This is a genomic window from Neisseria sp. P0024.S006, from assembly GCF_051956595.1.
Classification (GTDB): domain Bacteria; phylum Pseudomonadota; class Gammaproteobacteria; order Burkholderiales; family Neisseriaceae; genus Neisseria.
In genome coordinates this window covers 212,496-230,992 of the sequence record NZ_JBQCXH010000002.1, presented here as the reverse complement: position 1 = coordinate 230,992, position 18,497 = coordinate 212,496, and the positions used below count along the sequence as shown (strand labels likewise).

General features: G+C 49.0%; 21 protein-coding genes and 1 tRNA gene. 17 read left to right on the top strand and 5 right to left on the bottom strand.

Going from position 1 to position 18,497, the window contains the following annotated elements:
- The first annotated feature begins 23 nt into the window (after positions 1–23).
- On the top strand, positions 24–716 hold the full coding sequence (locus tag ACTHUF_RS04870; RefSeq protein WP_049351302.1) for a hypothetical protein: 693 nt from the start codon (positions 24–26) through the stop codon (positions 714–716).
- 55 nt (positions 717–771) lie between these two features.
- Here ACTHUF_RS04870 and ACTHUF_RS04865 read toward each other — a convergent pair whose 3' ends face one another.
- Both ACTHUF_RS04865 and ACTHUF_RS04860 read right to left on the bottom strand, forming a co-directional pair.
- Positions 772–1,101, bottom strand: coding sequence for a rhodanese-like domain-containing protein (locus ACTHUF_RS04865; protein WP_070814620.1), 330 nt, complete (start codon positions 1,099–1,101; stop codon positions 772–774).
- A gap of 52 nt (positions 1,102–1,153) precedes the next feature.
- Positions 1,154–1,810 carry a protein-L-isoaspartate O-methyltransferase family protein gene (locus ACTHUF_RS04860; RefSeq protein ID WP_188212221.1) on the bottom strand — a complete coding sequence of 219 codons (657 nt, stop codon included), beginning with the start codon at positions 1,808–1,810 and terminating at the stop codon, positions 1,154–1,156.
- A 182-nt stretch (positions 1,811–1,992) separates the two neighbouring features.
- Between ACTHUF_RS04860 and tpiA the strand changes: the two genes are divergently transcribed.
- The 5 genes from tpiA (at position 1,993) to ACTHUF_RS04835 (ending at position 4,371) form a co-directional block, all read left to right on the top strand.
- On the top strand, positions 1,993–2,766 hold the full coding sequence (tpiA, locus tag ACTHUF_RS04855; RefSeq protein ID WP_004519014.1) for a triose-phosphate isomerase: 774 nt from the start codon (positions 1,993–1,995) through the stop codon (positions 2,764–2,766).
- A 7-nt stretch (positions 2,767–2,773) separates the two neighbouring features.
- Complete coding sequence (secG, locus tag ACTHUF_RS04850) at positions 2,774–3,133, top strand: preprotein translocase subunit SecG (protein ID WP_036492092.1); 360 nt, start codon at positions 2,774–2,776, stop codon at positions 3,131–3,133.
- 15 nt (positions 3,134–3,148) lie between these two features.
- Positions 3,149–3,234, top strand: a tRNA-Leu gene (locus tag ACTHUF_RS04845).
- 90 nt (positions 3,235–3,324) lie between these two features.
- Positions 3,325–3,882, top strand: coding sequence for a UbiX family flavin prenyltransferase (locus ACTHUF_RS04840; protein WP_049323108.1), 558 nt, complete (start codon positions 3,325–3,327; stop codon positions 3,880–3,882).
- A gap of 54 nt (positions 3,883–3,936) precedes the next feature.
- Positions 3,937–4,371: a pyridoxamine 5'-phosphate oxidase family protein gene (locus ACTHUF_RS04835; RefSeq protein WP_315093421.1), complete on the top strand. Its 435-nt coding sequence runs from the start codon at positions 3,937–3,939 to the stop codon at positions 4,369–4,371.
- 52 nt (positions 4,372–4,423) lie between these two features.
- Here ACTHUF_RS04835 and ppk2 read toward each other — a convergent pair whose 3' ends face one another.
- Positions 4,424–5,353 carry a polyphosphate kinase 2 gene (ppk2, locus tag ACTHUF_RS04830; RefSeq protein ID WP_036492084.1) on the bottom strand — a complete coding sequence of 310 codons (930 nt, stop codon included), beginning with the start codon at positions 5,351–5,353 and terminating at the stop codon, positions 4,424–4,426.
- 166 nt (positions 5,354–5,519) lie between these two features.
- Between ppk2 and ACTHUF_RS04825 the strand changes: the two genes are divergently transcribed.
- The 11 genes from ACTHUF_RS04825 (at position 5,520) to ACTHUF_RS04775 (ending at position 15,466) form a co-directional block, all read left to right on the top strand.
- Positions 5,520–7,301 carry a bifunctional chorismate-binding protein/class IV aminotransferase gene (locus tag ACTHUF_RS04825; RefSeq protein ID WP_049344985.1) on the top strand — a complete coding sequence of 594 codons (1,782 nt, stop codon included), beginning with the start codon at positions 5,520–5,522 and terminating at the stop codon, positions 7,299–7,301.
- 101 nt (positions 7,302–7,402) lie between these two features.
- Positions 7,403–8,263: a ParB/RepB/Spo0J family partition protein gene (locus ACTHUF_RS04820; RefSeq protein WP_049323106.1), complete on the top strand. Its 861-nt coding sequence runs from the start codon at positions 7,403–7,405 to the stop codon at positions 8,261–8,263.
- 280 nt (positions 8,264–8,543) lie between these two features.
- A complete protein-coding gene (locus ACTHUF_RS04815; protein WP_049344986.1) occupies positions 8,544–8,897 on the top strand; it encodes an ATP synthase subunit I in 354 nt (117 codons plus the stop codon).
- Entirely contained in the window at positions 8,887–9,753 is an 867-nt protein-coding gene (gene atpB / locus ACTHUF_RS04810) for a F0F1 ATP synthase subunit A (protein ID WP_003748099.1), read from the top strand. The genes ACTHUF_RS04815 and atpB overlap by 11 nt, the downstream gene beginning before the upstream one ends.
- A gap of 64 nt (positions 9,754–9,817) precedes the next feature.
- Positions 9,818–10,054 (top strand): F0F1 ATP synthase subunit C, encoded by a 237-nt coding sequence (gene atpE, locus ACTHUF_RS04805; RefSeq protein WP_003748101.1) that lies wholly within the window; start codon positions 9,818–9,820, stop codon positions 10,052–10,054.
- A gap of 73 nt (positions 10,055–10,127) precedes the next feature.
- On the top strand, positions 10,128–10,598 hold the full coding sequence (locus ACTHUF_RS04800) for a F0F1 ATP synthase subunit B (protein ID WP_003708446.1): 471 nt from the start codon (positions 10,128–10,130) through the stop codon (positions 10,596–10,598).
- A 4-nt stretch (positions 10,599–10,602) separates the two neighbouring features.
- Entirely contained in the window at positions 10,603–11,136 is a 534-nt protein-coding gene (locus tag ACTHUF_RS04795; RefSeq protein ID WP_003683778.1) for a F0F1 ATP synthase subunit delta, read from the top strand.
- Positions 11,137–11,146: 10 nt separating this feature from the next.
- Positions 11,147–12,694: a F0F1 ATP synthase subunit alpha gene (gene atpA / locus ACTHUF_RS04790; RefSeq protein ID WP_049349421.1), complete on the top strand. Its 1,548-nt coding sequence runs from the start codon at positions 11,147–11,149 to the stop codon at positions 12,692–12,694.
- A gap of 24 nt (positions 12,695–12,718) precedes the next feature.
- Entirely contained in the window at positions 12,719–13,594 is an 876-nt protein-coding gene (gene atpG, locus ACTHUF_RS04785) for a F0F1 ATP synthase subunit gamma (protein WP_003748108.1), read from the top strand.
- Positions 13,595–13,632: 38 nt separating this feature from the next.
- On the top strand, positions 13,633–15,030 hold the full coding sequence (gene atpD / locus ACTHUF_RS04780) for a F0F1 ATP synthase subunit beta (RefSeq protein ID WP_003748111.1): 1,398 nt from the start codon (positions 13,633–13,635) through the stop codon (positions 15,028–15,030).
- Between the two features lie 10 nt (positions 15,031–15,040).
- On the top strand, positions 15,041–15,466 hold the full coding sequence (locus ACTHUF_RS04775; protein WP_036492070.1) for a F0F1 ATP synthase subunit epsilon: 426 nt from the start codon (positions 15,041–15,043) through the stop codon (positions 15,464–15,466).
- 375 nt (positions 15,467–15,841) lie between these two features.
- Here the strand turns inward: ACTHUF_RS04775 and ACTHUF_RS04770 are convergent, their stop codons facing one another.
- A complete protein-coding gene (locus tag ACTHUF_RS04770) occupies positions 15,842–17,554 on the bottom strand; it encodes a flotillin family protein (RefSeq protein WP_315093429.1) in 1,713 nt (570 codons plus the stop codon).
- Between the two features lie 212 nt (positions 17,555–17,766).
- Positions 17,767–18,432 carry a YqiJ family protein gene (locus ACTHUF_RS04765; RefSeq protein ID WP_315093431.1) on the bottom strand — a complete coding sequence of 222 codons (666 nt, stop codon included), beginning with the start codon at positions 18,430–18,432 and terminating at the stop codon, positions 17,767–17,769.
- Between the last annotated feature and the right edge of the window lie 65 nt (positions 18,433–18,497).

Genomic DNA, 18,497 nt, shown 5'->3' with positions numbered 1-18,497 from the left:
TACATTTTTATCAGGAGTCTGCAATGAAAACTATCCGTATTCTGGCATTGGCCGCCGCACTGGCCGCCGTGCCTGCATTTGCGTCTGATTTCGGCCATGAACAGGCATTGACCATAGACGGCAAGCCTGCCCATCTGGCAGAAACTTCAGCCCGTATTTTGGCAAACGAAACCCTGACTGCGCCACAACTGGTCGAAGACATTACCGATGGATTCGGTTCGAAAAAAATTCCAGGTTATAAATTGATGATTATGGGCCGCACTTATTCGGTGGCGGCAGAAACCAAACCGCCGAAAGAGGGCCAAACTCAGTGGCGGGACAATACGTTCATTCATCGCGGCGTAAAACTGTTTGTCGGTATTCCGGTTAAAAACGGCAAGATGGATTTGGCGTCTGCACGATTGATTAATATCGGCGTGGTTGACGATAACGGTGGTGCCGCGCCTCATGATGAGGGTGAAAAAATCCGCCCCGTCGGCAAACAGCTGATGTCTCCCGATACCAAAGTGGAAAATGTGAAACTCAATATTGCCAAACTGACGTTGCCAAATATGAAATTGGGCGAGACCAGTGGCGGTGGTGTGAAATTGGAAGCATCGGCAACATTGGACGGTAAACCGATACAGACTAAAATCGACAGCACTTTCTCCCGCTTCTATTCCGCTAAACCAGCTGCCACACGGCCGTTTATGGCAGATGCACGGTTTGTGAAATAATCGCAAAGGCCGTCTGAAATCCAGTTTCAGACGGCCTTTTATTCATAAAAGCAATTTAATACCGCATCATCTTGGCATCGATTTGCTCCGCCCAAGCATCAATACCGCCTTGCAGGTTGTAGAGGTTTTCAAATCCGGCGTCTTCCAAATACATTGCCGTGTGCAGGCTGCGGATGCCGTGGTGGCAATAGACAACAATGGGTAAATCATCGTCGGGCAGCTCGTTTTGGCGCAGGGGGATGAGGTTCATCGGAATATGAATGGCAGCGGGCAGGGTGCAGATGGCGCGTTCTTCATCGGTACGGACGTCGAGCAGATGAAATGCGCGGCCTTCTTCCTGCCATTGCTTCAATTCGGTGGGCGGGAGTTGGATGATGTCGGTCATAAAGGTGGGGATAAAAGCATGAGGCCGTCTGAACTTTCAGACGGCCTGTTGTTTAAAAATCGAAATCGCCGAACGGATTGGCCGATTTGTCTTCCAAGTGGGCCACGACGGTGTCGAACAATACTTTTTCGGAAAACTCATTGCCGTTGCGTGTCAGCAAAAGCGCGTGTTGTACCGGTTTGCGGCCGACAATGATGACCATGCGGCCGCCGTCTTTCAATTGCTCTTTTAAGATTTCAGGCACTCGGTCTACTGCGCCGCCTACATAAATCGCATCAAAAGGCGCGCCTTGCGATGCTTCGGTCAGGCCGTTGTTTTGCACATAATCGACGTTGGCAAAGCCCAATTCGTCCAAGACTTTTTTGGCGCGTTGCTGCTGCTCGGCATCGATGTCGTCGGTAATGACTTTGCCGGCCAGTTTGGACAGCAGGGCGGTTGCATAGCCTGAGCCTGTACCGATTTCTAAGACGGTTTCGTCTTTTTTCAGTTTCAAACCTTGAGCCAGGCGGGCAACGACTTTGGGTTCCAACATCTTATGGCCGTTGGCCAGCGGCAGCTCCATATCCGCATAGGCCAAGCCTTGAAAAGCCTCGCCAACGAAATGCTCGCGCCCGATCTCCTCCAAAGCATCCAAAATGTCGAAATCCAAGACATCCCACGGACGAATCTGCTGTTCAACCATATTGAAACGCGCTTTTTCAAAGTCCATATTTGTGCTCCGTTCAATTCTTAATTTTATCGAAACATACATTATAAATCCTTGTCGGAGAGTGTGCCATCTTTCAGACGGCCTCGAGGCTTGTTAATAATTGCCAAGCGCACATATATCCACTAAACTTTCACATTACACCACGCTACAACAAGCAACAACCAACACACGGAGCAATAAAGATGTATCACCAAATCGGAATGTGGGATCAAAAATGGGTTATCGGCAACTGGAAAATGAACGGCCGACTCCAAAACAACAATGCACTTATGCACCGCTTCCGCGTCATGCCAACCGCCGAACGCGTATTAATCGGCCTGGCCGCCCCGACCGTGTATCTGTTGCAACTGCACAACGCCATGCAAATCGTTTTGAACAACCGCATCTTGACTTGTGCGCAAGACGTGAGCCGTTTTCCGAATAACGGCGCGTACACAGGCGAAGTGTCCGCCGAAATGCTTGCCGACATCGGTACAGACATCGTCCTCATCGGCCACTCCGAGCGCAGCCTTTATTTCGGCGAGAAAAACGAAATCCAACGCCGCAAAATGGAAAACGTCCTCAACGTCGGCCTGATTCCATTGTTGTGCGTCGGCGAAAGCCTGGAAGAGCGCGAGGCCGGTAAAGAACACGAAGTCATTGCCCATCAGCTTTCCATCCTGCAAGGTTTGAACACCAAAAACATCGCCGTTGCCTACGAGCCGGTTTGGGCGATCGGTACAGGCAAAGTCGCCACCGTCGAACAAATCGCCGACATGCACGCATTTATCTACAAAGAAATCTTGTCTTTGTGCGGAAGCGATGTTAAAATCCGCGTTCTTTACGGCGGAAGTGTGAAAGCGGATAACGCAGCCGACATCTTCGCAGTACCTCATGTAGACGGCGCATTGGTTGGTGGCGCGTCATTATCCTATGACTCCTTTACCGCCATCATCAACGCAGCACAAGCCTCGTAGAAAACATATGGAAGCCTTTAAAACCCTTATCTGGATTATTAATATTATTTCCGCTCTATTCGTAATCGTGTTAGTATTGCTGCAACACGGTAAAGGTGCGGATGCCGGCGCAACATTCGGTTCCGGCAGCGGTAGTGCGCAAGGCGTATTCGGTTCTGCCGGTAATGCCAACTTCCTCAGCCGCTCGACTGCCGTTGCTGCAACATTTTTCTTTGCGACCTGCATGGCAATGGTGTATATTCACACCCACTCCAATAAGCACGGTTTAGACTTCAGCGATGTGAAGCAGACCCAACAGGCTCCTAAGCCTGCAACGCCTGCACAAAACAATACAACTCCTGTTGCTCCGAATCCTCAGCAGCAGTAAGACAATTTGATTTATGCCGACATGGTGGAATTGGTAGACACGCTATCTTGAGGGGGTAGTGGCCGTAGGCTGTGCGAGTTCAAATCTCGCTGTCGGCACCACATTAGAAAATCTAACCGCTTTTTAGCGGTTATTTTTTCGTCTTGAGAATCTGCTTTTCCTTTATTTTTAGGCCGAGACAGGGAAATACAATGAAGCGTTTGGTTGTCGGCATCAGCGGTGCCAGCGGTTTTCAGTATGGCGTGAAGGCTTTGCAGCTTTTGCGTGAGCATCAGGTAGAAACGCATTTGGTGGTTTCGCAAGGGGCGGAGATGACCCGCGCTTTGGAAACGGATTACACCAAAGAAGACGTTTATGCTTTGGCGGATGTTGTGCATTCTGTCCGTAATGTCGGGGCAAGTATTGCCAGCGGTTCGTTTTTGACGGACGGAATGTTGATTGCACCGTGTTCAATGAAAACTTTGGCTTCGGTTGCTCACGGGTTTGCCGATAATTTGCTCAGCCGTGCGGCGGATGTAACGTTGAAAGAGCGGCGCAGGTTGGTGTTGATGGTGCGTGAAGCGCCGTTAAACTTGGCACACATCGACAATATGCGCCGTGTAACAGAGATGGGCGGTATTGTGTTTCCTCCCGTTCCGGCTCTGTATCAGAAGCCTGAATCCATTGATGATATGATTACGCACAGCGTGTCTCATGCTTTGGACTTGTTCGGTATTGTTCAAACCGATGCGCCGCGCTGGCAGGGCTGATGTTTCAGACGGCCTGAAAATAAATTTAATACACTGAGAAAAAGGATAAAAATCATGCAAGCGATTCCTGCCAATATCGTTAAATTCTTGAGCAATCATCATGTCGTCAGTATTGCCACTGCGGCAGACGGCGAAGTTTGGGCGGCTTGTTGTTTTTATGTGTTTGATGAAGCCAATGCCCGCCTGATTGTGCTGACTTCTTTGAAAACAAAGCATGGCGGACTGATGAGCCGTTCTGCCAAAGTAGCCGGCACCATCGCCGGTCAGCCCGACAGTATCACGAAAATCAGCGGTGTTCAGTTTGCGGCGACTGCCGCTTTGATTGAAGATGAAGCGGATTTGAAAGCGGCGCAGTCTTTATTTTACAAAGCGCATCCTGCTGCTAGGGTGATGAAAAGTGATGTTTGGGCGTTGAATTTGGACAATGTGAAATTCACTGACAATAAATTGGTATTTGCACAAAAAACGTATTGGAATCGTGAGGATTAAGAAAAGGCCGTCTGAAAGATGAAATTTCAGACGGCCTTTGATGCTTTAAGAATTAATCGTGTCCGATGTCTACGGTTTTTTCTTTGTAACGTGTGTCGGGAATTAAAACAATTTTATCGTCCACTTTGCCGATGGCTTTCACGTCTTTGCCCGGATAGTCCAGCTGGTGCAGGAAGTAGCGGATACAGTTCAAACGTGCGCGTTTTTTGTCGTCGGAGCGGATGATGACCCAAGGCGCGTCACCGGTGTGGGTGTGGAAGAACATGGCGTTTTTGGCTTCGGTGTAGTCGTCCCAGCGGTCAAGCGACTGGATGTCCACAGGGGACAGTTTCCAGTGTTTCAGGGGGTCGTCACGACGGGAGATGAAGCGGCGGAGTTGTTCTTCACGGGATACGGAGAACCAGAATTTGAACAGGTGGATGCCGCTGGCAACAAGCATACGTTCCAATTCAGGGGTTTGACGCATGAAGAGCAGGTATTCGTTAGGTTCGCAGAAGCCCATGACGCGTTCTACGCCGGCACGGTTGTACCATGAGCGGTCGAAGAATACCATTTCGCCTGCGGTCGGCAGGTTTTGGATGTAGCGTTGGAAATACCATTGGCCGCGTTCGGTCGTGGTCGGTTTTTCCAGTGCGACAACGCGTGCGCCGCGCGGGTTCAAATGTTCCATAAAGCGTTTGATGGTACCGCCTTTACCGGCTGCATCGCGGCCTTCAAACAGGCTGACGATACGCTGACCGGAATCTTTAACCCAGCTTTGTACTTTCAATAATTCGATTTGCAGCTTCTGTTTTTCTTTTTCGTAAACAGAACGGCGCATACGTTGTTTGTACGGGTAATTGGCAGGAAGCGGTGCGCTGCTGGAATCCTCGTCAGTGCCGCGTCCTTCGTGTTCCAAAACAGCCTTTTCGAATACTTGCAGCTGGTCTTGTTTCTCGCCCAGTTCAACATTCTCGAATGGTTCTAATTGGTGGTCTGCCATAAAGTCTCCTTATCGATTAAGTTTTAAATGATATAGTGTGGTATGGTTTGATTCTACCCTTTTATGCCTCGTTCGACTACATAAAATTACATTTGAGTGCTTTTTTTGAATTTGTCTGCTAACTTATGTAAAAGCAGCGTATAATCAGCCTATTTGTACAGCAATCATGCCTTATTTCGCCCTGTTTGACGATGCCGTGAGCGGCCGAGCAAAACTCTATCAAAATCATGTAGAAAGCCATCGGTTTTATCATAACGAACTGGATTCGTTAACAAGTATTTTGCAAGCCGGCTGGAAAAAGGGTTTGCATGCAGTGTTGTTTGCAGACTACGAATTCGGGTTGCCGCTGATGGATATTCCGTCTGGCCGCAGTGGCAGTCTGCGTTTGCATTGGTTTGCCGATTATTCCGAAATCGATGCCGAAAACTGGCTGGCCAATCATTCAGACGGCCTTGAGGCAGGTATTTCCACTCCCCGATTCTCCGTATCCGAAGCCGATTATCTCGAGCATATCCGTCAAATCCACGAAGCCATCCGCCGCGGCGACACCTATCAAATCAATTACACCGCACGTCTGCACCTGCAAACTTACGGCAATCCGATTCAACTTTACAGCCGCTTGCGCCAGCCTGTGCCGTATGCCGTTTTGTCTTGTCTGCCCGACGGGGCAGGGCAGGAAGCGTGGACTTTGTGTTTCTCTCCCGAACTTTTCCTCAAAATTGATTCAGACGGCCTGATTACAACTGAGCCGATGAAGGGCACTGCGCCGATTCTTTACGATGGACAAGATGAACGCCGTGCGGTTGAGTTGCAAAACGACCCGAAAAACCGCGCCGAAAATGTGATGATTGTCGATTTGTTGCGCAATGACCTCGGCAAAATCGCGCAAACGGGCAAAGTACGTGTACCTGAACCGTTTAAAGTTTCCCGTTTCGGCAGTGTTTGGCAGATGACCAGTGCCATCGAAGCGCAGGCGCTGGCTGATGTTTCGGTTGCCGATATTCTCCGCGCAGCCTTCCCGTGCGGCAGTATCACCGGCGCACCCAAACGCATGAGTATGCAGATTATTGAGTCCCTTGAATCCGAACCGCGCGGTTTGTACACAGGCAGCATCGGCTTTTTGCATCCGTGTGATACGGGTTTGGGGTTTGAAGGCGTGTTTAATGTCGTGATCCGCACTTTATCTCTGAAGCCGGTTTCAGACGGCCTTTATCAAGGTGTTTATGGTGTGGGTTCGGGGATTGTGATTGATAGCGATCCGGAGGCCGAATATCGCGAGTGCGGTTGGAAGGCGCGTTTTCTCAATGAATTACGGCCTGATTTTGGTATTTTTGAAACCATGCGCGTGGAAGACAAACAATGCCGTTTGCTTGATTTGCATTTGGGCCGTCTGAACAGCTCGGCGCAAGCGCTTAACCTGCCTTGGCCTCAAAATGCAATAGAGCAAATCCAACATTATATAGATGCGTTGCCAAAAGGGTTGTTTAGAGTCAAAGCCGCCTTGTTTTCAGATGGCCTTGCATTGAGCCATGCGGCTGTTTCTGAATTGAGTGAACAACAATACGTCATCTTGAGTGAGCACACATTAAGCCAACGCGATTATCTGCGCCGTTTCAAAACCACGCGCCGTGAAATTTTTGACCAGGCGTGGAAAACGGCAGAAGGGCAGGGCGCATTTGACACCTTGTTTTTCAATTCAGACGGCCTGTTGTTGGAGGGCGGAAGAAGCAATGTGTTTATCAAATATCAGGGACAATGGCTTACGCCGTCTTTGGATTTGGATATTTTGAACGGAGTGATGCGCCAAGCGGTATTGAAGCAGCCTCAGCTTTTAGGTGCGGATACAATCAAAGAAACCCGCATCACGCGTTCTATGTTGGAAAATGCGGAAGAAATCCGCTTAAGTAATGCTTTAAGGGGCGTGTTTGCAGTTTCGCTCCGTAAATAAATGGCAAGGGTCAAATCATCGTGATTCAAATTGTCGTAAAGCGGCAATATCCGATAGAATACGTCATTTCAACAATGAGGCCGTCTGAAAGGGAAAACAATATGGCAAAAGCAAAAGGTGGATTGGGACGCGGTTTGGATTCGCTGATTTCCAATGCAGTGGACAGCAGCAGTAGCGACCGCCTGACAACGGTTGCCATCGCCGATATTCAGCCCGGCCGCTATCAGGCGCGTGTGCAAATGGATGACGAAGCCTTGCAGGAATTGGCCGACTCCATTAAAGCGCAAGGCATTATCCAGCCGGTTATCGTACGTGAACGTGGTTTGTCTCAATATGAATTGATTGCCGGCGAACGCCGTTGGCGCGCTTCCCAGTTGGCCGGTTTGACTGAAATTCCCGTCGTCATCAAAACCATCAGTGACGAAACCGCGTTGGCCATGGGTTTGATTGAAAACCTGCAACGTGAAAACCTCAATCCGATTGAAGAAGCGCAAGGTTTGAAACGCCTTGCCGACGAATTCGGCCTGACTCATGAAACCATCGCAAAAGCCGTCGGTAAAAGCCGCAGCGCCATTTCCAACAGCCTGCGCCTGTTGAGTCTGCCTGAGCCGGTTCAAGAAATGCTTTACCAACGCCGTCTGGAAATGGGTCATGCCCGTGCGTTGCTGACCTTGCATGTGGTCGATCAATTGGAGTTGGCGCAAAAAGCCGTCAAAAACGGCTGGTCGGTGCGCGAAGTAGAACGCCGCAGCCAATTGGCGCATCAAAAAGCCAAGCCCGAAGCAGCCAAAACCATCAGCCCGGATATCCGCCGCATCAATGATGCATTGACCGAGCATTTGGGCGTTAATGCCGAAGTCAAAACCAGCAATCAGAAAAAAGGCAAAATCGTGCTGCATTTTGATACACCGGAAACATTCGAATATTTGCTGAAGCAGTTAGGCATCAATCAAGCGTTCTAACGGCTTTATAAGCAGAACAGGCCGTCTGAAAAAAGCTTTTCAGACGGCCTCAATTTTTGAAAAAGCGTAGAGCGTATAAATGTTTACAATACAAATCAAAATCTTCTGTAAAATCTATGTAACAACATGTAATTTGTGTTAAACTCCGTTCCAGCAAAGATTTGTTTTATATGTGTTAATCATTTATTTGTGAAAAGTTCACAAAGATTAACATATTGCTTGACGTTAACAAACTTCTTGATTATATTAGCCTGCCTTGCTTTTTGGGGTACAAAGTACAATGAATCAGATAGTCCCATTGCAAGTGATTGTATTATTAATAATTTCAGTTGTTTGTGCATTATTTTCCGGATTGCCCGGCTTCCTCTCTGCTTTGGCGGGAGGATTTTCGTACATTGTGCCTACCCTGGTTGCAGTTTTACTTTTAAAGTTTTCCCGACGAAATCCCGAGTTGCAAAGCTCGATGTTTGTCGGCGGAGAGGTTTTAAAAGTAGTGCTGTCGCTGGTATCCATGTCGGTCGTTTTCGCGATATGGCATCGATCACTGGTATTTTACCCATTTTTATTGGCGTTTCTTGGCGTCAGTCATTTGGTTTTTTTAGTATTGTTGAGAGTAAAACACTATGGCAGGTGAAACTATGACCGCTGCCGACTACATCAAGCACCACTTGCAAAGCTTGACCAGTATGTCGGATGTTACTCAGGGTCAAGGACTGAAAAACATTGCTGATTTTTCGTTCATTAACCTTGATGCAATCTTTTTTGCCGTTCTGTTGGGCGTAATCGGCAGCTTCCTTTTGTGGCGCGGCGCTAAAAAAGCGACGGCTGGTGTTCCCGGTCGTTTCCAAGCGGCTGTTGAAATTCTGTTCGAATTCGTGGATGACATGTGTAAAAGCATTATCCATAACGAACAATCGCGTAAAGCCGTTGCCCCATTGGGTCTGACCTTGTTTGTCTGGATTCTCTTGATGAACGCCATGGATATGCTGCCGGTTGATTTGCTGCCGATGGCATGGCAAGGCATTACCGGTAATCATCATGCCCTGTTGCGCGTCGTGCCGACTGCTGACTTGAATACGACTTTGGCTCTGGCGATTGGCGTATTGCTGATCTGTATTTACTACAATGTCAAAATCAAAGGCCTTGGCGGTTGGATTCACGAGTTGTTCTGCGCGCCTTTCGGTCCGTGGCTTGCTCCGGCCAACTTCCTGCTGAACTTGGTAGAGTTTTTGTCCAAAACCGTATCCCACGGTATGCGGTTGTTTGGTAATATGTATGCTGGCGAGCTGGTGTTCCTGTTGATCGCTCTGTTGGGCGGTGCATGGGCGTCAACCGGCAGTGTCGAAACTTTGGATCCGATTTTATTTGTGTTCCACCTGATTGCCGGTTTGGCTTGGGCGATTTTCCACATTTTGGTCATCACCTTGCAGGCATTTATTTTCATGGCGTTGGCGTTCGTATATATCGGACAGGCGCATGATGCACACTAATCAAGTAGTTTTTTCGTAGTTTATTTTTTGTAGTTTAACCTTTACTATTTTAAGGAGTTTAAAAATGGGTTTGATTGCTATCGCATGTGGTTTGATCGTTGCCTTGGGCGCATTGGGTGCCTCTATCGGTATCGCAATGGTTGGTTCTAAATACTTGGAATCTTCTGCTCGCCAACCTGAGCTGATCGGTCCTCTGCAAACCAAACTGTTCTTGATCGCTGGTCTGATCGACGCGGCTTTCTTGATCGGTGTGGCTATTGCCCTGTTGTTCGCCTTCGTTAACCCGTTTGGTGGTGCGTAATCAAGACGGAGCGATCCGTTCAGATACAGGCTTGCCGTCTGTTTGATTAACCCAGATACGAAGGTTAAGTAACGTGAATATTAATGCAACCTTATTTGCGCAAATCCTAGTTTTCTTTGGCTTGGTTTGGTTTACGATGAAATTCGTATGGCCTCCGATTGCCAAAGCATTGGATGAGCGTGCCGCAAAAATCGCCGAGGGCTTGGCTGCCGCCGAGCGCGGTAAGAGCGATTTTGAGCAGGCAGAGAAAAAAGTTGCAGAACTTATGGCCGAAGGGCGTAATCAGGTAACCGAAATGGTTGCCAACGCCGAAAAACGTGCTGCGAAAATTGTAGAAGAAGCCAAAGAGCAAGCTTCTCATGAAGCAGCACGCATTGCAGCCCAAGCAAAAGCTGATGTAGAGCAAGAAGTTAACCGTGCACGCGAAGTGTTGCGCGAACAGGTCGCTTCATTGGCTGTTAAAGGTGCGGAATCTATCCTGCGTAAAGAAGTCGATGCTTCCAAACATGCAGATCTGCTCAGTGCCTTAAAACAGGAGCTGTAATCTTATGGCAGAGTTCGCAACGATTGCCAGACCTTATGCGAAAGCATTGTTTAGTCTGGCTCAGGAAAAAAACCAAATCGAGTCTTGGTTGGGCGAACTGAAAGAACTCGCAGCGGTTGTTCAGGATGAGAAAGTCATTGCTTTCATCGAGCAGCCGGAAACGGGAGCTTCCGAAAAGGCAGAAACGCTCAAAGGTCTTGTCGGTATCAAAAATGTCGAATTGGCAAATTTTATTACCGTTTTGGCCGAGCAAAAGCGTTTGCTGGTATTGCCGGAAATTTATGCCCAATATCAAGATTTGACCTTGATACACAACAATACGAAATCGGCAGTAATTTACAGCGCGTATGAGCTCAGTTCTCAGCAGCTGGCCGATGTTACCGATATCCTGACAAAACGCTTCAACAGCAAATTGGATGTGGTAACTAAAGTTGCCCCTGAATTAATCGGCGGCATCAAAGTAGAAGTGGGTGATCAGGTCTTGGATTTGTCCGTACAAGGCAAACTGAATGCTTTGTATGCGACTATGACAAATTAGGAGAGTTTTCATGCAGCTTAATCCTGCTGAAATTAGCGATTTGATTAAAGCCAAAATCGAAAATCTGTCCGTCAATACAGAAGTGCGTACCCGTGGTACTGTTGTTTCTGTTACAGACGGCATTGTGCGCATTCATGGCTTGTCAGACGCGATGCAAGGTGAGATGCTCGAATTCCCCGGTAACACTTTCGGTCTGGCCATGAACTTGGAGCGCGACTCCGTCGGTGCCGTAGTGTTGGGTGAGTACGAACACATTAAAGAAGGCGATACAGTTACCTGTACCGGCCGTATTTTGGAAGTGCCGATCGGTCGCGAATTGGTTGGCCGCGTAGTTGATGCATTGGGTCGTCCTATCGACGGTAAAGGTCCAATCAATACAACTTTGACTGCTCCAATCGAAAAAATCGCACCGGGTGTGATTGCGCGTAAATCGGTTGACCAACCCATGCAAACCGGCCTGAAAGCCATTGACTCTATGGTTCCGGTTGGTCGTGGCCAACGTGAGCTGATCATTGGTGACCGTCAAACCGGTAAAACTGCCGTAGCACTGGATGCCATCGTTAACCAAAAAGGTACAGGCGTTATCTGTATCTATGTGGCTATCGGTCAAAAAGCATCTTCTATTGCCAACGTAGTGCGCAAATTGGAAGAGCATGGCGCGATGGAACATACCATCGTGGTTGCTGCGACTGCTTCTGAAGCCGCTGCGCTGCAATACATTGCTCCTTACTCCGGTTGTACCATGGGTGAATTCTTCCGTGACCGCGGTGAAGATGCATTGATCGTATACGATGACTTGTCTAAACAAGCCGTTGCATACCGTCAAATTTCCCTGCTGCTGCGCCGTCCTCCTGGCCGTGAAGCCTATCCTGGCGACGTATTCTACCTGCACTCCCGTCTGTTGGAACGTGCAGCCCGCGTCAGCGAAAACGAAGTTGAAAAACTGACCAATGGCGAAGTAAAAGGCAAAACCGGTTCTCTGACTGCGTTGCCGATTATTGAAACCCAAGCCGGTGACGTATCAGCATTCGTACCAACCAACGTAATTTCGATTACAGACGGCCAAATCTTCTTGGAAACCGACTTGTTTAACGCCGGTATCCGTCCTGCAATCAATGCCGGTATTTCCGTATCGCGCGTAGGTGGTGCAGCACAAACCAAAGTCATCAAAAAACTGGGTGGCGGTATCCGTTTGGCGTTGGCGCAGTACCGTGAATTGGCGGCGTTCTCACAATTTGCTTCCGATTTGGACGAAGCAACACGCAAACAGCTGCAACACGGTGAAGTGGTTACTGAATTGATGAAACAAAAACAATTCAGCACATTGAACACTGCCGAAATGGCATTGACTTTGTGGGCGATCAACAACGGTTCTTACGCAGATGTTCCTGTATCCAAAGCCTTGGCTTTCGAAGCAGAATTCCTGAGTTTCGTACGTACGCAACATCCTGAAGTTCTGGATGCGATTAATGCATCAGGCGCAATGTCTGAAGAAAGCGAAAAAGCATTGACCGAAGCCATGAAATCTTTCAAATCTTCTTACGCTTACCAAGCATAAGTATTGAGATGAAAGGAGTCTGAAATGGCAGTCGGAAAAGAGATTCTCACCAAAATCCGTAGTGTTCAAAATACCCAAAAGATCACTAAAGCGATGCAAATGGTGTCGACCTCTAAAATGCGGAAGACTCAAGACCGGATGCGCTTAGCGCGTCCGTACGCCGAAAAAGTGCGTACAGTGATGAGCCATCTTGCACAGACCAATGCCGATCATGGTATCAAATTGTTGGAGCCGCACCGCGAAGTGCGTCGTGCCGGTTTCATCTTGATTACCTCGGATAAAGGTTTGTGCGGCGGCTTGAACGCAAACGTACTGAAAAAGTTTTTGGCGCAAGTTCAAGAGTATCAGGAACAAGGCATCGAAGTCGAAGTCGTGTGCCTGGGTAGTAAAGGTTTGGCTGCATGCCAAAGCATCGGTTTGAACGTTATTGCCAGTGCAACTAATTTGGGCGATACCCCGAAAATGGAAGCGTTGCTTGGCCCTTTGACCGAAATCTTCCAACGTTATGAGAAACATGAATTAGACCGTATCCATATGGTTTACTCACGTTTTATCAACACAATGCGCCAAGAGCCGCGTATGGAAGTTTTGCTGCCTATCGGTGAAAACGTTATTGACGACGGAACAGGTCATTCTTCATTTACTTGGGAATACCTCTACGAGCCGAGTCCTATCGCCGTATTGGAATATTTGGTTCGCCGCTATTTAGAGTCTGTGGTTTATCAGGCATTGAGCGACAACATGGCATCTGAACAAGCCGCGCGTATGGTAGCGATGAAAGCCGCAACCGACAACGCAGGCAATGCCATCAAAGAATTGCGCTTGGTGTACAACAAATCGCGTCAAGCCGCGATTACCACAGAATTGTCAGAAATTGTAGCAGGTGCAGCGGCAGTTTAATGCCGTCTGAAGCCTGAACAGGAAATTAGGATACGATAATGAGCCAAGGCAAAATCGTACAAGTTATTGGTGCGGTGGTTGACGTGGAATTTCCACGCGACGCTATCCCGCATGTTTACGATGCCCTGAAATTGGACGAGAACGGTCTGACTTTGGAAGTTCAACAGCTTCTGGGTGACGGCGTTGTCCGTACTATTGCAATGGGTAGTTCAGACGGCCTGAAACGCGGCATGTCTGTAAGCAATACTGGTGCGCCAATCACTGTACCGGTAGGTAAAGGTACATTGGGTCGTATTGTCGACGTATTGGGTACGCCTGTTGATGAAGCAGGTCCTATCGATACCGACAAGAGCCGTGCCATTCACCAAACTGCTCCGAAATTCGACGAGTTGTCTTCAACTACCGAATTGCTGGAAACCGGTATTAAAGTGATCGACTTGCTGTGTCCGTTTGCTAAGGGCGGTAAAGTAGGTCTGTTCGGTGGTGCCGGTGTGGGCAAAACCGTAAACATGATGGAATTGATCAACAACATCGCCAAAGCGCACAGCGGTCTGTCCGTGTTCGCAGGTGTGGGTGAGCGTACCCGTGAAGGTAACGACTTCTACCACGAGATGAAAGATTCCAACGTATTGGATAAAGTAGCCATGGTGTATGGCCAGATGAACGAACCTCCGGGCAACCGTCTGCGTGTTGCTTTGACCGGTTTGACCATGGCCGAATACTTCCGTGACGAAAAAGACGAAAACGGTAAAGGCCGCGACGTATTGTTCTTCGTTGACAACATCTACCGTTACACTCTGGCCGGTACCGAAGTATCCGCACTGTTGGGCCGTATGCCTTCTGCAGTGGGTTACCAACCGACATTGGCTGAAGAAATGGGTCGTTTGCAAGAGCGTATTACCTCTACCCAAACCGGTTCCATTACTTCCATCCAAGCCGTATATGTACCTGCGGATGACTTGACTGACCCGTCTCCAGCGACAACTTTCGCCCACTTGGACGCCACAGTCGTATTGAGCCGTGATATTGCCTCTTTGGGTATTTACCCGGCAGTTGACCCGCTTGATTCTACTTCACGCCAATTGGATCCGATGGTATTGGGTCAAGAGCACTACGACGTAGCGCGCGGTGTACAGTCCACTCTGCAAAAATACAAAGAATTGCGCGACATTATCGCCATTTTGGGTATGGACGAATTGTCTGACGAAGACAAACTGACTGTAATGCGTGCCCGTAAAATCCAACGCTTCCTGTCTCAACCGTTCCACGTTGCAGAAGTGTTTACAGGTTCTCCAGGCAAATATGTCGCCCTGCGCGATACCATTGCCGGCTTTAAAGCCATCTTGAACGGCGAATACGACCATCTGCCTGAACAAGCGTTCTACATGGTAGGCGGCATCGAAGAAGCAGTTGAGAAAGCGAAAACCTTAAACTAAGGAGGTCGGCATGAGCGTCATGCAAGTTGAAGTGGTCAGTAGCGAGCAAAACATCTATTCGGGCGAAGCCAGCTTTGTGGTGGTTCCGACCGTTCAAGGTGAGCTTGGTATTTATCCACGACACGAGCCGATTATGAGTTTGGTACGCCCCGGCGCATTGCGTTTGACTGTTCCGGGTGAAGCTGAAGAAGTGTTGGTTGCTGTTTCCGGCGGTGTTTTAGAAGTACAGCCTGACAAGATTACCGTATTGGCAGACGTTGCCGTCCGCAGTACCGAAATGGATCAGGCGCGTGCTGAAGAAGCTAAGAAAGCAGCCGAGGCAGGTGTTTCTGCAGCCAAAGATGATAAATCTCTGGCCGAAGCGCACAAAGCATTGGCAGCAGCCATTGCCCAGCTGAAAACTTTGGACTACCTTCGTTCGCAAAAAAACAAGTAATGTGGGTTCATCAAGAAAAAGCACAACGAAATGTTGTGCTTTTTTATTTGCCTGAAGATAAGCGGCTTGATATTGAAATGTCGATAGACGAGTAGATGGCAAGTTTGAAATCGAAACGCTAGAATCAGTTTTTATGACTCAATTGTTGGTGGATCATTGTCAAAGCAGTTAGTCTTGTTATTTGGCTAAGAATAGCCCACTCAATCTTTTTTAACCATAAAAAGCAGGTTGGATAATTCCTAATTTATTGCAACCGCAACAGATCTGAATTGATCAGTATTGAAAATATTAGAATTTGTGGAAGCTCTTGTATAAACAAAAGGCCGTCTGAAAACCTGTTTCAGACGGCCTTTAAACCATTATGATGGCATTTGTTTATGATTGGTCGATGCTTTTATCCAACCCTTGGGTCAGACCGTTGATGTCGCCACCATTCAGTCCCAACTCTTTCAAGAGGCCGTCAACCAGCGGGGCTTGGCTGCGGTAGCGCAGGGCGCTGTTGACCATTTGGTCGGCAAGGTTGGCTTGTGTGGTTTGGCCGTCTGAAGCACCTTCCGCGCCGTTTGCACCACCGGCAAAGCCACCCAGACCATTGACTTGCAAAATCTTGATGTCTTCGATTTTTTCCATTGGGCGGACGGATTCGCGGATGATGTCGGGCAGGTGTTTCAAGAGGGCAAGGCGGACTTGCATTTCAACCTGCTCAACGCTCAGGACGTTGGCAGCTTCGTTGACGGCGCGGGTACCTTCGGCGTCAACTTTATATTGTTGCTCTTGCGCTTGAGCCAACAGAATTTTGGCATCGGCTTCACCTTTGGCTTGCAGGCGTTGTTTCTCGGCTTCGGCTTCGGCGGCGATGCGCACGGCTTCAGCTCGGTCTTGCGCAGCCTGTTTTTCGGCTTCAGCGGCGACGGTGAGCGAAATCGCGTCTTTTTGTGCGGCTTCTTCGGCGGCAATCAACTCGACCGCTTTGGCACGCTCGGCGCGTTCGGTTTCGCGTACGGTAATCACGCTCTCTTCTTCGCGAACGGCGGCGGCGCGGGCTTTGTCGGCTTCGGCCTTGGCTTCGGATTCGGCACGCGATTTCTCGGCAACGGCGATGGCGCGGTCTTGCTCGGCCAACTCGATGGCTTTGCGGCGTTCAACCTCTGCCTGTTCAACGGCTTGGGCTTTTCGGATGTCTTCGTTTTTAATGTCGCGTTCGGCGGCAATGCGTTTCAAATCCACTTCGCGTTCTGCGGCAATTTTGGCTTCTTCCGCCTCGCGTTTTTTCTGAGATTCTTGTTCGGCAATGCTGGCCTCTTGTTCGGCGCGGCGTACGGCAATCTCACGCTCTTGTTCGAGTTTGGCGTATTCTTCTTCGCGCGAGATTTTCAGGCGTTGCTGCTCGGCTTCGAGGTTTTTGGTTTTAATCGCCAAGTCAGTGTCTTGTTCGATTTCGTTACGTTTTTTGCGGCGGCCTTCGATGGTTTCAGTCAGTTTGGTCAAACCTTCCGCGTCAAACGCATTTTGCGGGTTGAAGAACTCAAAGCTGGTTTGGTCGAGGCCGGTCAGGGAGACGGTTTCGAGTTCGAGGCCGTTTTTAAACAAGTCTTCGCTCACGACTTGTTGCACTTTCTGAACGAAATCAACACGTTTTTCATGCAGTTCTTCCATGGCCATTTCGGCGGCAACAGCACGCAGGGCGTCAACGAATTTACCTTCGACGAGGTCTTTCAGCTCATCGGGGGACATGGTTTTCATACCCAGCGTTTGTGCGGCGGTCGCAATGCTCTCGGCGCTGGGTTTGACGCGGACGTAAAATTCAGCCATCACATCGACGCGCATCCGGTCGCGGGTAATCAGAGCTTGTTGGGCAGCGCGGCGTACTTCGAGGCGCAGTGTATTCATGTTGACGGGGATGATTTCGTGCAGCACGGGCAGCACCATCGCGCCGCCGTTCATGATGACTTTTTCGCCACCGAAACCGGTACGGACAAATGAGACTTCTTTGCTGGCGCGGCGGTACAGACGGGTCAGGATGAGGCCGAGTACAATTAGCGCGACGAGTATGACGCCGGCGATGGTGCCGATGGAGACCAAGTTCATGGTTTTTCCTTTCTTCTTGTTAATATGCCTTTGAGGGCGGTGGATTCAGAAGGCTTTGAGGGAAAGAGGCCGTCTGAAAGGGTTAAAAATATGGGTTGAAATAATAGGGCGGTTGTTTTTCTAATTGTTATTTCAAATTTCTAGATGGTAAGGATAGGGCGGTAAAGTATCTATTTTTTCCCGTATCGATGAATCAGCGGTTTCAGACGGCCTCAATCCACCAAGCTTCCGCTCGGATTTAAAATCGCCTTAAATGTATTTCCGTCCAACGACACCAGCAATACCGCATCGCCTTGTTTCAATACATCATTAGAGTCAGGCTCTACCATCACATAATGCTGTTGGCCGTAAGCATCTTTCACGCGCACCTGCGCCGCATTGCCTACCCGAGCTTCGCCCAACACCACCGTGCCGACGCGGCCGATTAAACTTTCCTGCGAAACGGCAGTGGTTTCATCTTTCGGCATAATTTTGTACAAACCGCCAGCCGTTACGCGCACCAAGGGCAGGGAAAGAAACCAAACGATGGCTGCTGCCAGCGTGCCATTCAGATAACTGCCGAATACAGTGGCAAAGGCCGTCTGAAACAGATAACCCGTCAGTCCGTATACGGCAAGGAACACCACCATCAACATCAATACCGGGATACGTCCGACATACAGCCAGCTCAGGAAACGCACGAATATGCCTGCATCCGCCACATCTAATCCGACCTCGGCGTGCGCGGTTTCGGTCAGGCTGTCGGGCAACAGGTTGTCCAACCAGTCGCTAATACCGCCTGCCAGCATGGAAATGACTTCAAACACACCGAGCAAAACCATCAGCGCAATGGCAATGCCGAAGATTTCAGTTTCGGGGGCGTTGATTAAATTCCACATATTGCATTTCCTTATTCTTTTTAATTTTCAGACGGCATATATTTTATTTTAAAGTTAAGCCGATT

What these genes read in the sequence shown, in the direction of transcription:
- ACTHUF_RS04870 (WP_049351302.1), top strand. Translation starts at nt 24, where the DNA reads ATGAAAACTATCCGTATTCTGGCATTGGCCGCCGCACTGGCCGCCGTG.
- ACTHUF_RS04865 (WP_070814620.1), bottom strand. Translation starts at nt 1,101, where the DNA reads ATGACCGACATCATCCAACTCCCGCCCACCGAATTGAAGCAATGGCAG.
- ACTHUF_RS04860 (WP_188212221.1), bottom strand. Translation starts at nt 1,810, where the DNA reads ATGGACTTTGAAAAAGCGCGTTTCAATATGGTTGAACAGCAGATTCGT.
- tpiA (WP_004519014.1), top strand. Translation starts at nt 1,993, where the DNA reads ATGTATCACCAAATCGGAATGTGGGATCAAAAATGGGTTATCGGCAAC.
- secG (WP_036492092.1), top strand. Translation starts at nt 2,774, where the DNA reads ATGGAAGCCTTTAAAACCCTTATCTGGATTATTAATATTATTTCCGCT.
- ACTHUF_RS04840 (WP_049323108.1), top strand. Translation starts at nt 3,325, where the DNA reads ATGAAGCGTTTGGTTGTCGGCATCAGCGGTGCCAGCGGTTTTCAGTAT.
- ACTHUF_RS04835 (WP_315093421.1), top strand. Translation starts at nt 3,937, where the DNA reads ATGCAAGCGATTCCTGCCAATATCGTTAAATTCTTGAGCAATCATCAT.
- ppk2 (WP_036492084.1), bottom strand. Translation starts at nt 5,353, where the DNA reads ATGGCAGACCACCAATTAGAACCATTCGAGAATGTTGAACTGGGCGAG.
- ACTHUF_RS04825 (WP_049344985.1), top strand. Translation starts at nt 5,520, where the DNA reads ATGCCTTATTTCGCCCTGTTTGACGATGCCGTGAGCGGCCGAGCAAAA.
- ACTHUF_RS04820 (WP_049323106.1), top strand. Translation starts at nt 7,403, where the DNA reads ATGGCAAAAGCAAAAGGTGGATTGGGACGCGGTTTGGATTCGCTGATT.
- ACTHUF_RS04815 (WP_049344986.1), top strand. Translation starts at nt 8,544, where the DNA reads ATGAATCAGATAGTCCCATTGCAAGTGATTGTATTATTAATAATTTCA.
- atpB (WP_003748099.1), top strand. Translation starts at nt 8,887, where the DNA reads ATGGCAGGTGAAACTATGACCGCTGCCGACTACATCAAGCACCACTTG.
- atpE (WP_003748101.1), top strand. Translation starts at nt 9,818, where the DNA reads ATGGGTTTGATTGCTATCGCATGTGGTTTGATCGTTGCCTTGGGCGCA.
- ACTHUF_RS04795 (WP_003683778.1), top strand. Translation starts at nt 10,603, where the DNA reads ATGGCAGAGTTCGCAACGATTGCCAGACCTTATGCGAAAGCATTGTTT.
- atpA (WP_049349421.1), top strand. Translation starts at nt 11,147, where the DNA reads ATGCAGCTTAATCCTGCTGAAATTAGCGATTTGATTAAAGCCAAAATC.
- atpG (WP_003748108.1), top strand. Translation starts at nt 12,719, where the DNA reads ATGGCAGTCGGAAAAGAGATTCTCACCAAAATCCGTAGTGTTCAAAAT.
- atpD (WP_003748111.1), top strand. Translation starts at nt 13,633, where the DNA reads ATGAGCCAAGGCAAAATCGTACAAGTTATTGGTGCGGTGGTTGACGTG.
- ACTHUF_RS04775 (WP_036492070.1), top strand. Translation starts at nt 15,041, where the DNA reads ATGAGCGTCATGCAAGTTGAAGTGGTCAGTAGCGAGCAAAACATCTAT.
- ACTHUF_RS04770 (WP_315093429.1), bottom strand. Translation starts at nt 17,554, where the DNA reads ATGAACTTGGTCTCCATCGGCACCATCGCCGGCGTCATACTCGTCGCG.
- ACTHUF_RS04765 (WP_315093431.1), bottom strand. Translation starts at nt 18,432, where the DNA reads ATGTGGAATTTAATCAACGCCCCCGAAACTGAAATCTTCGGCATTGCC.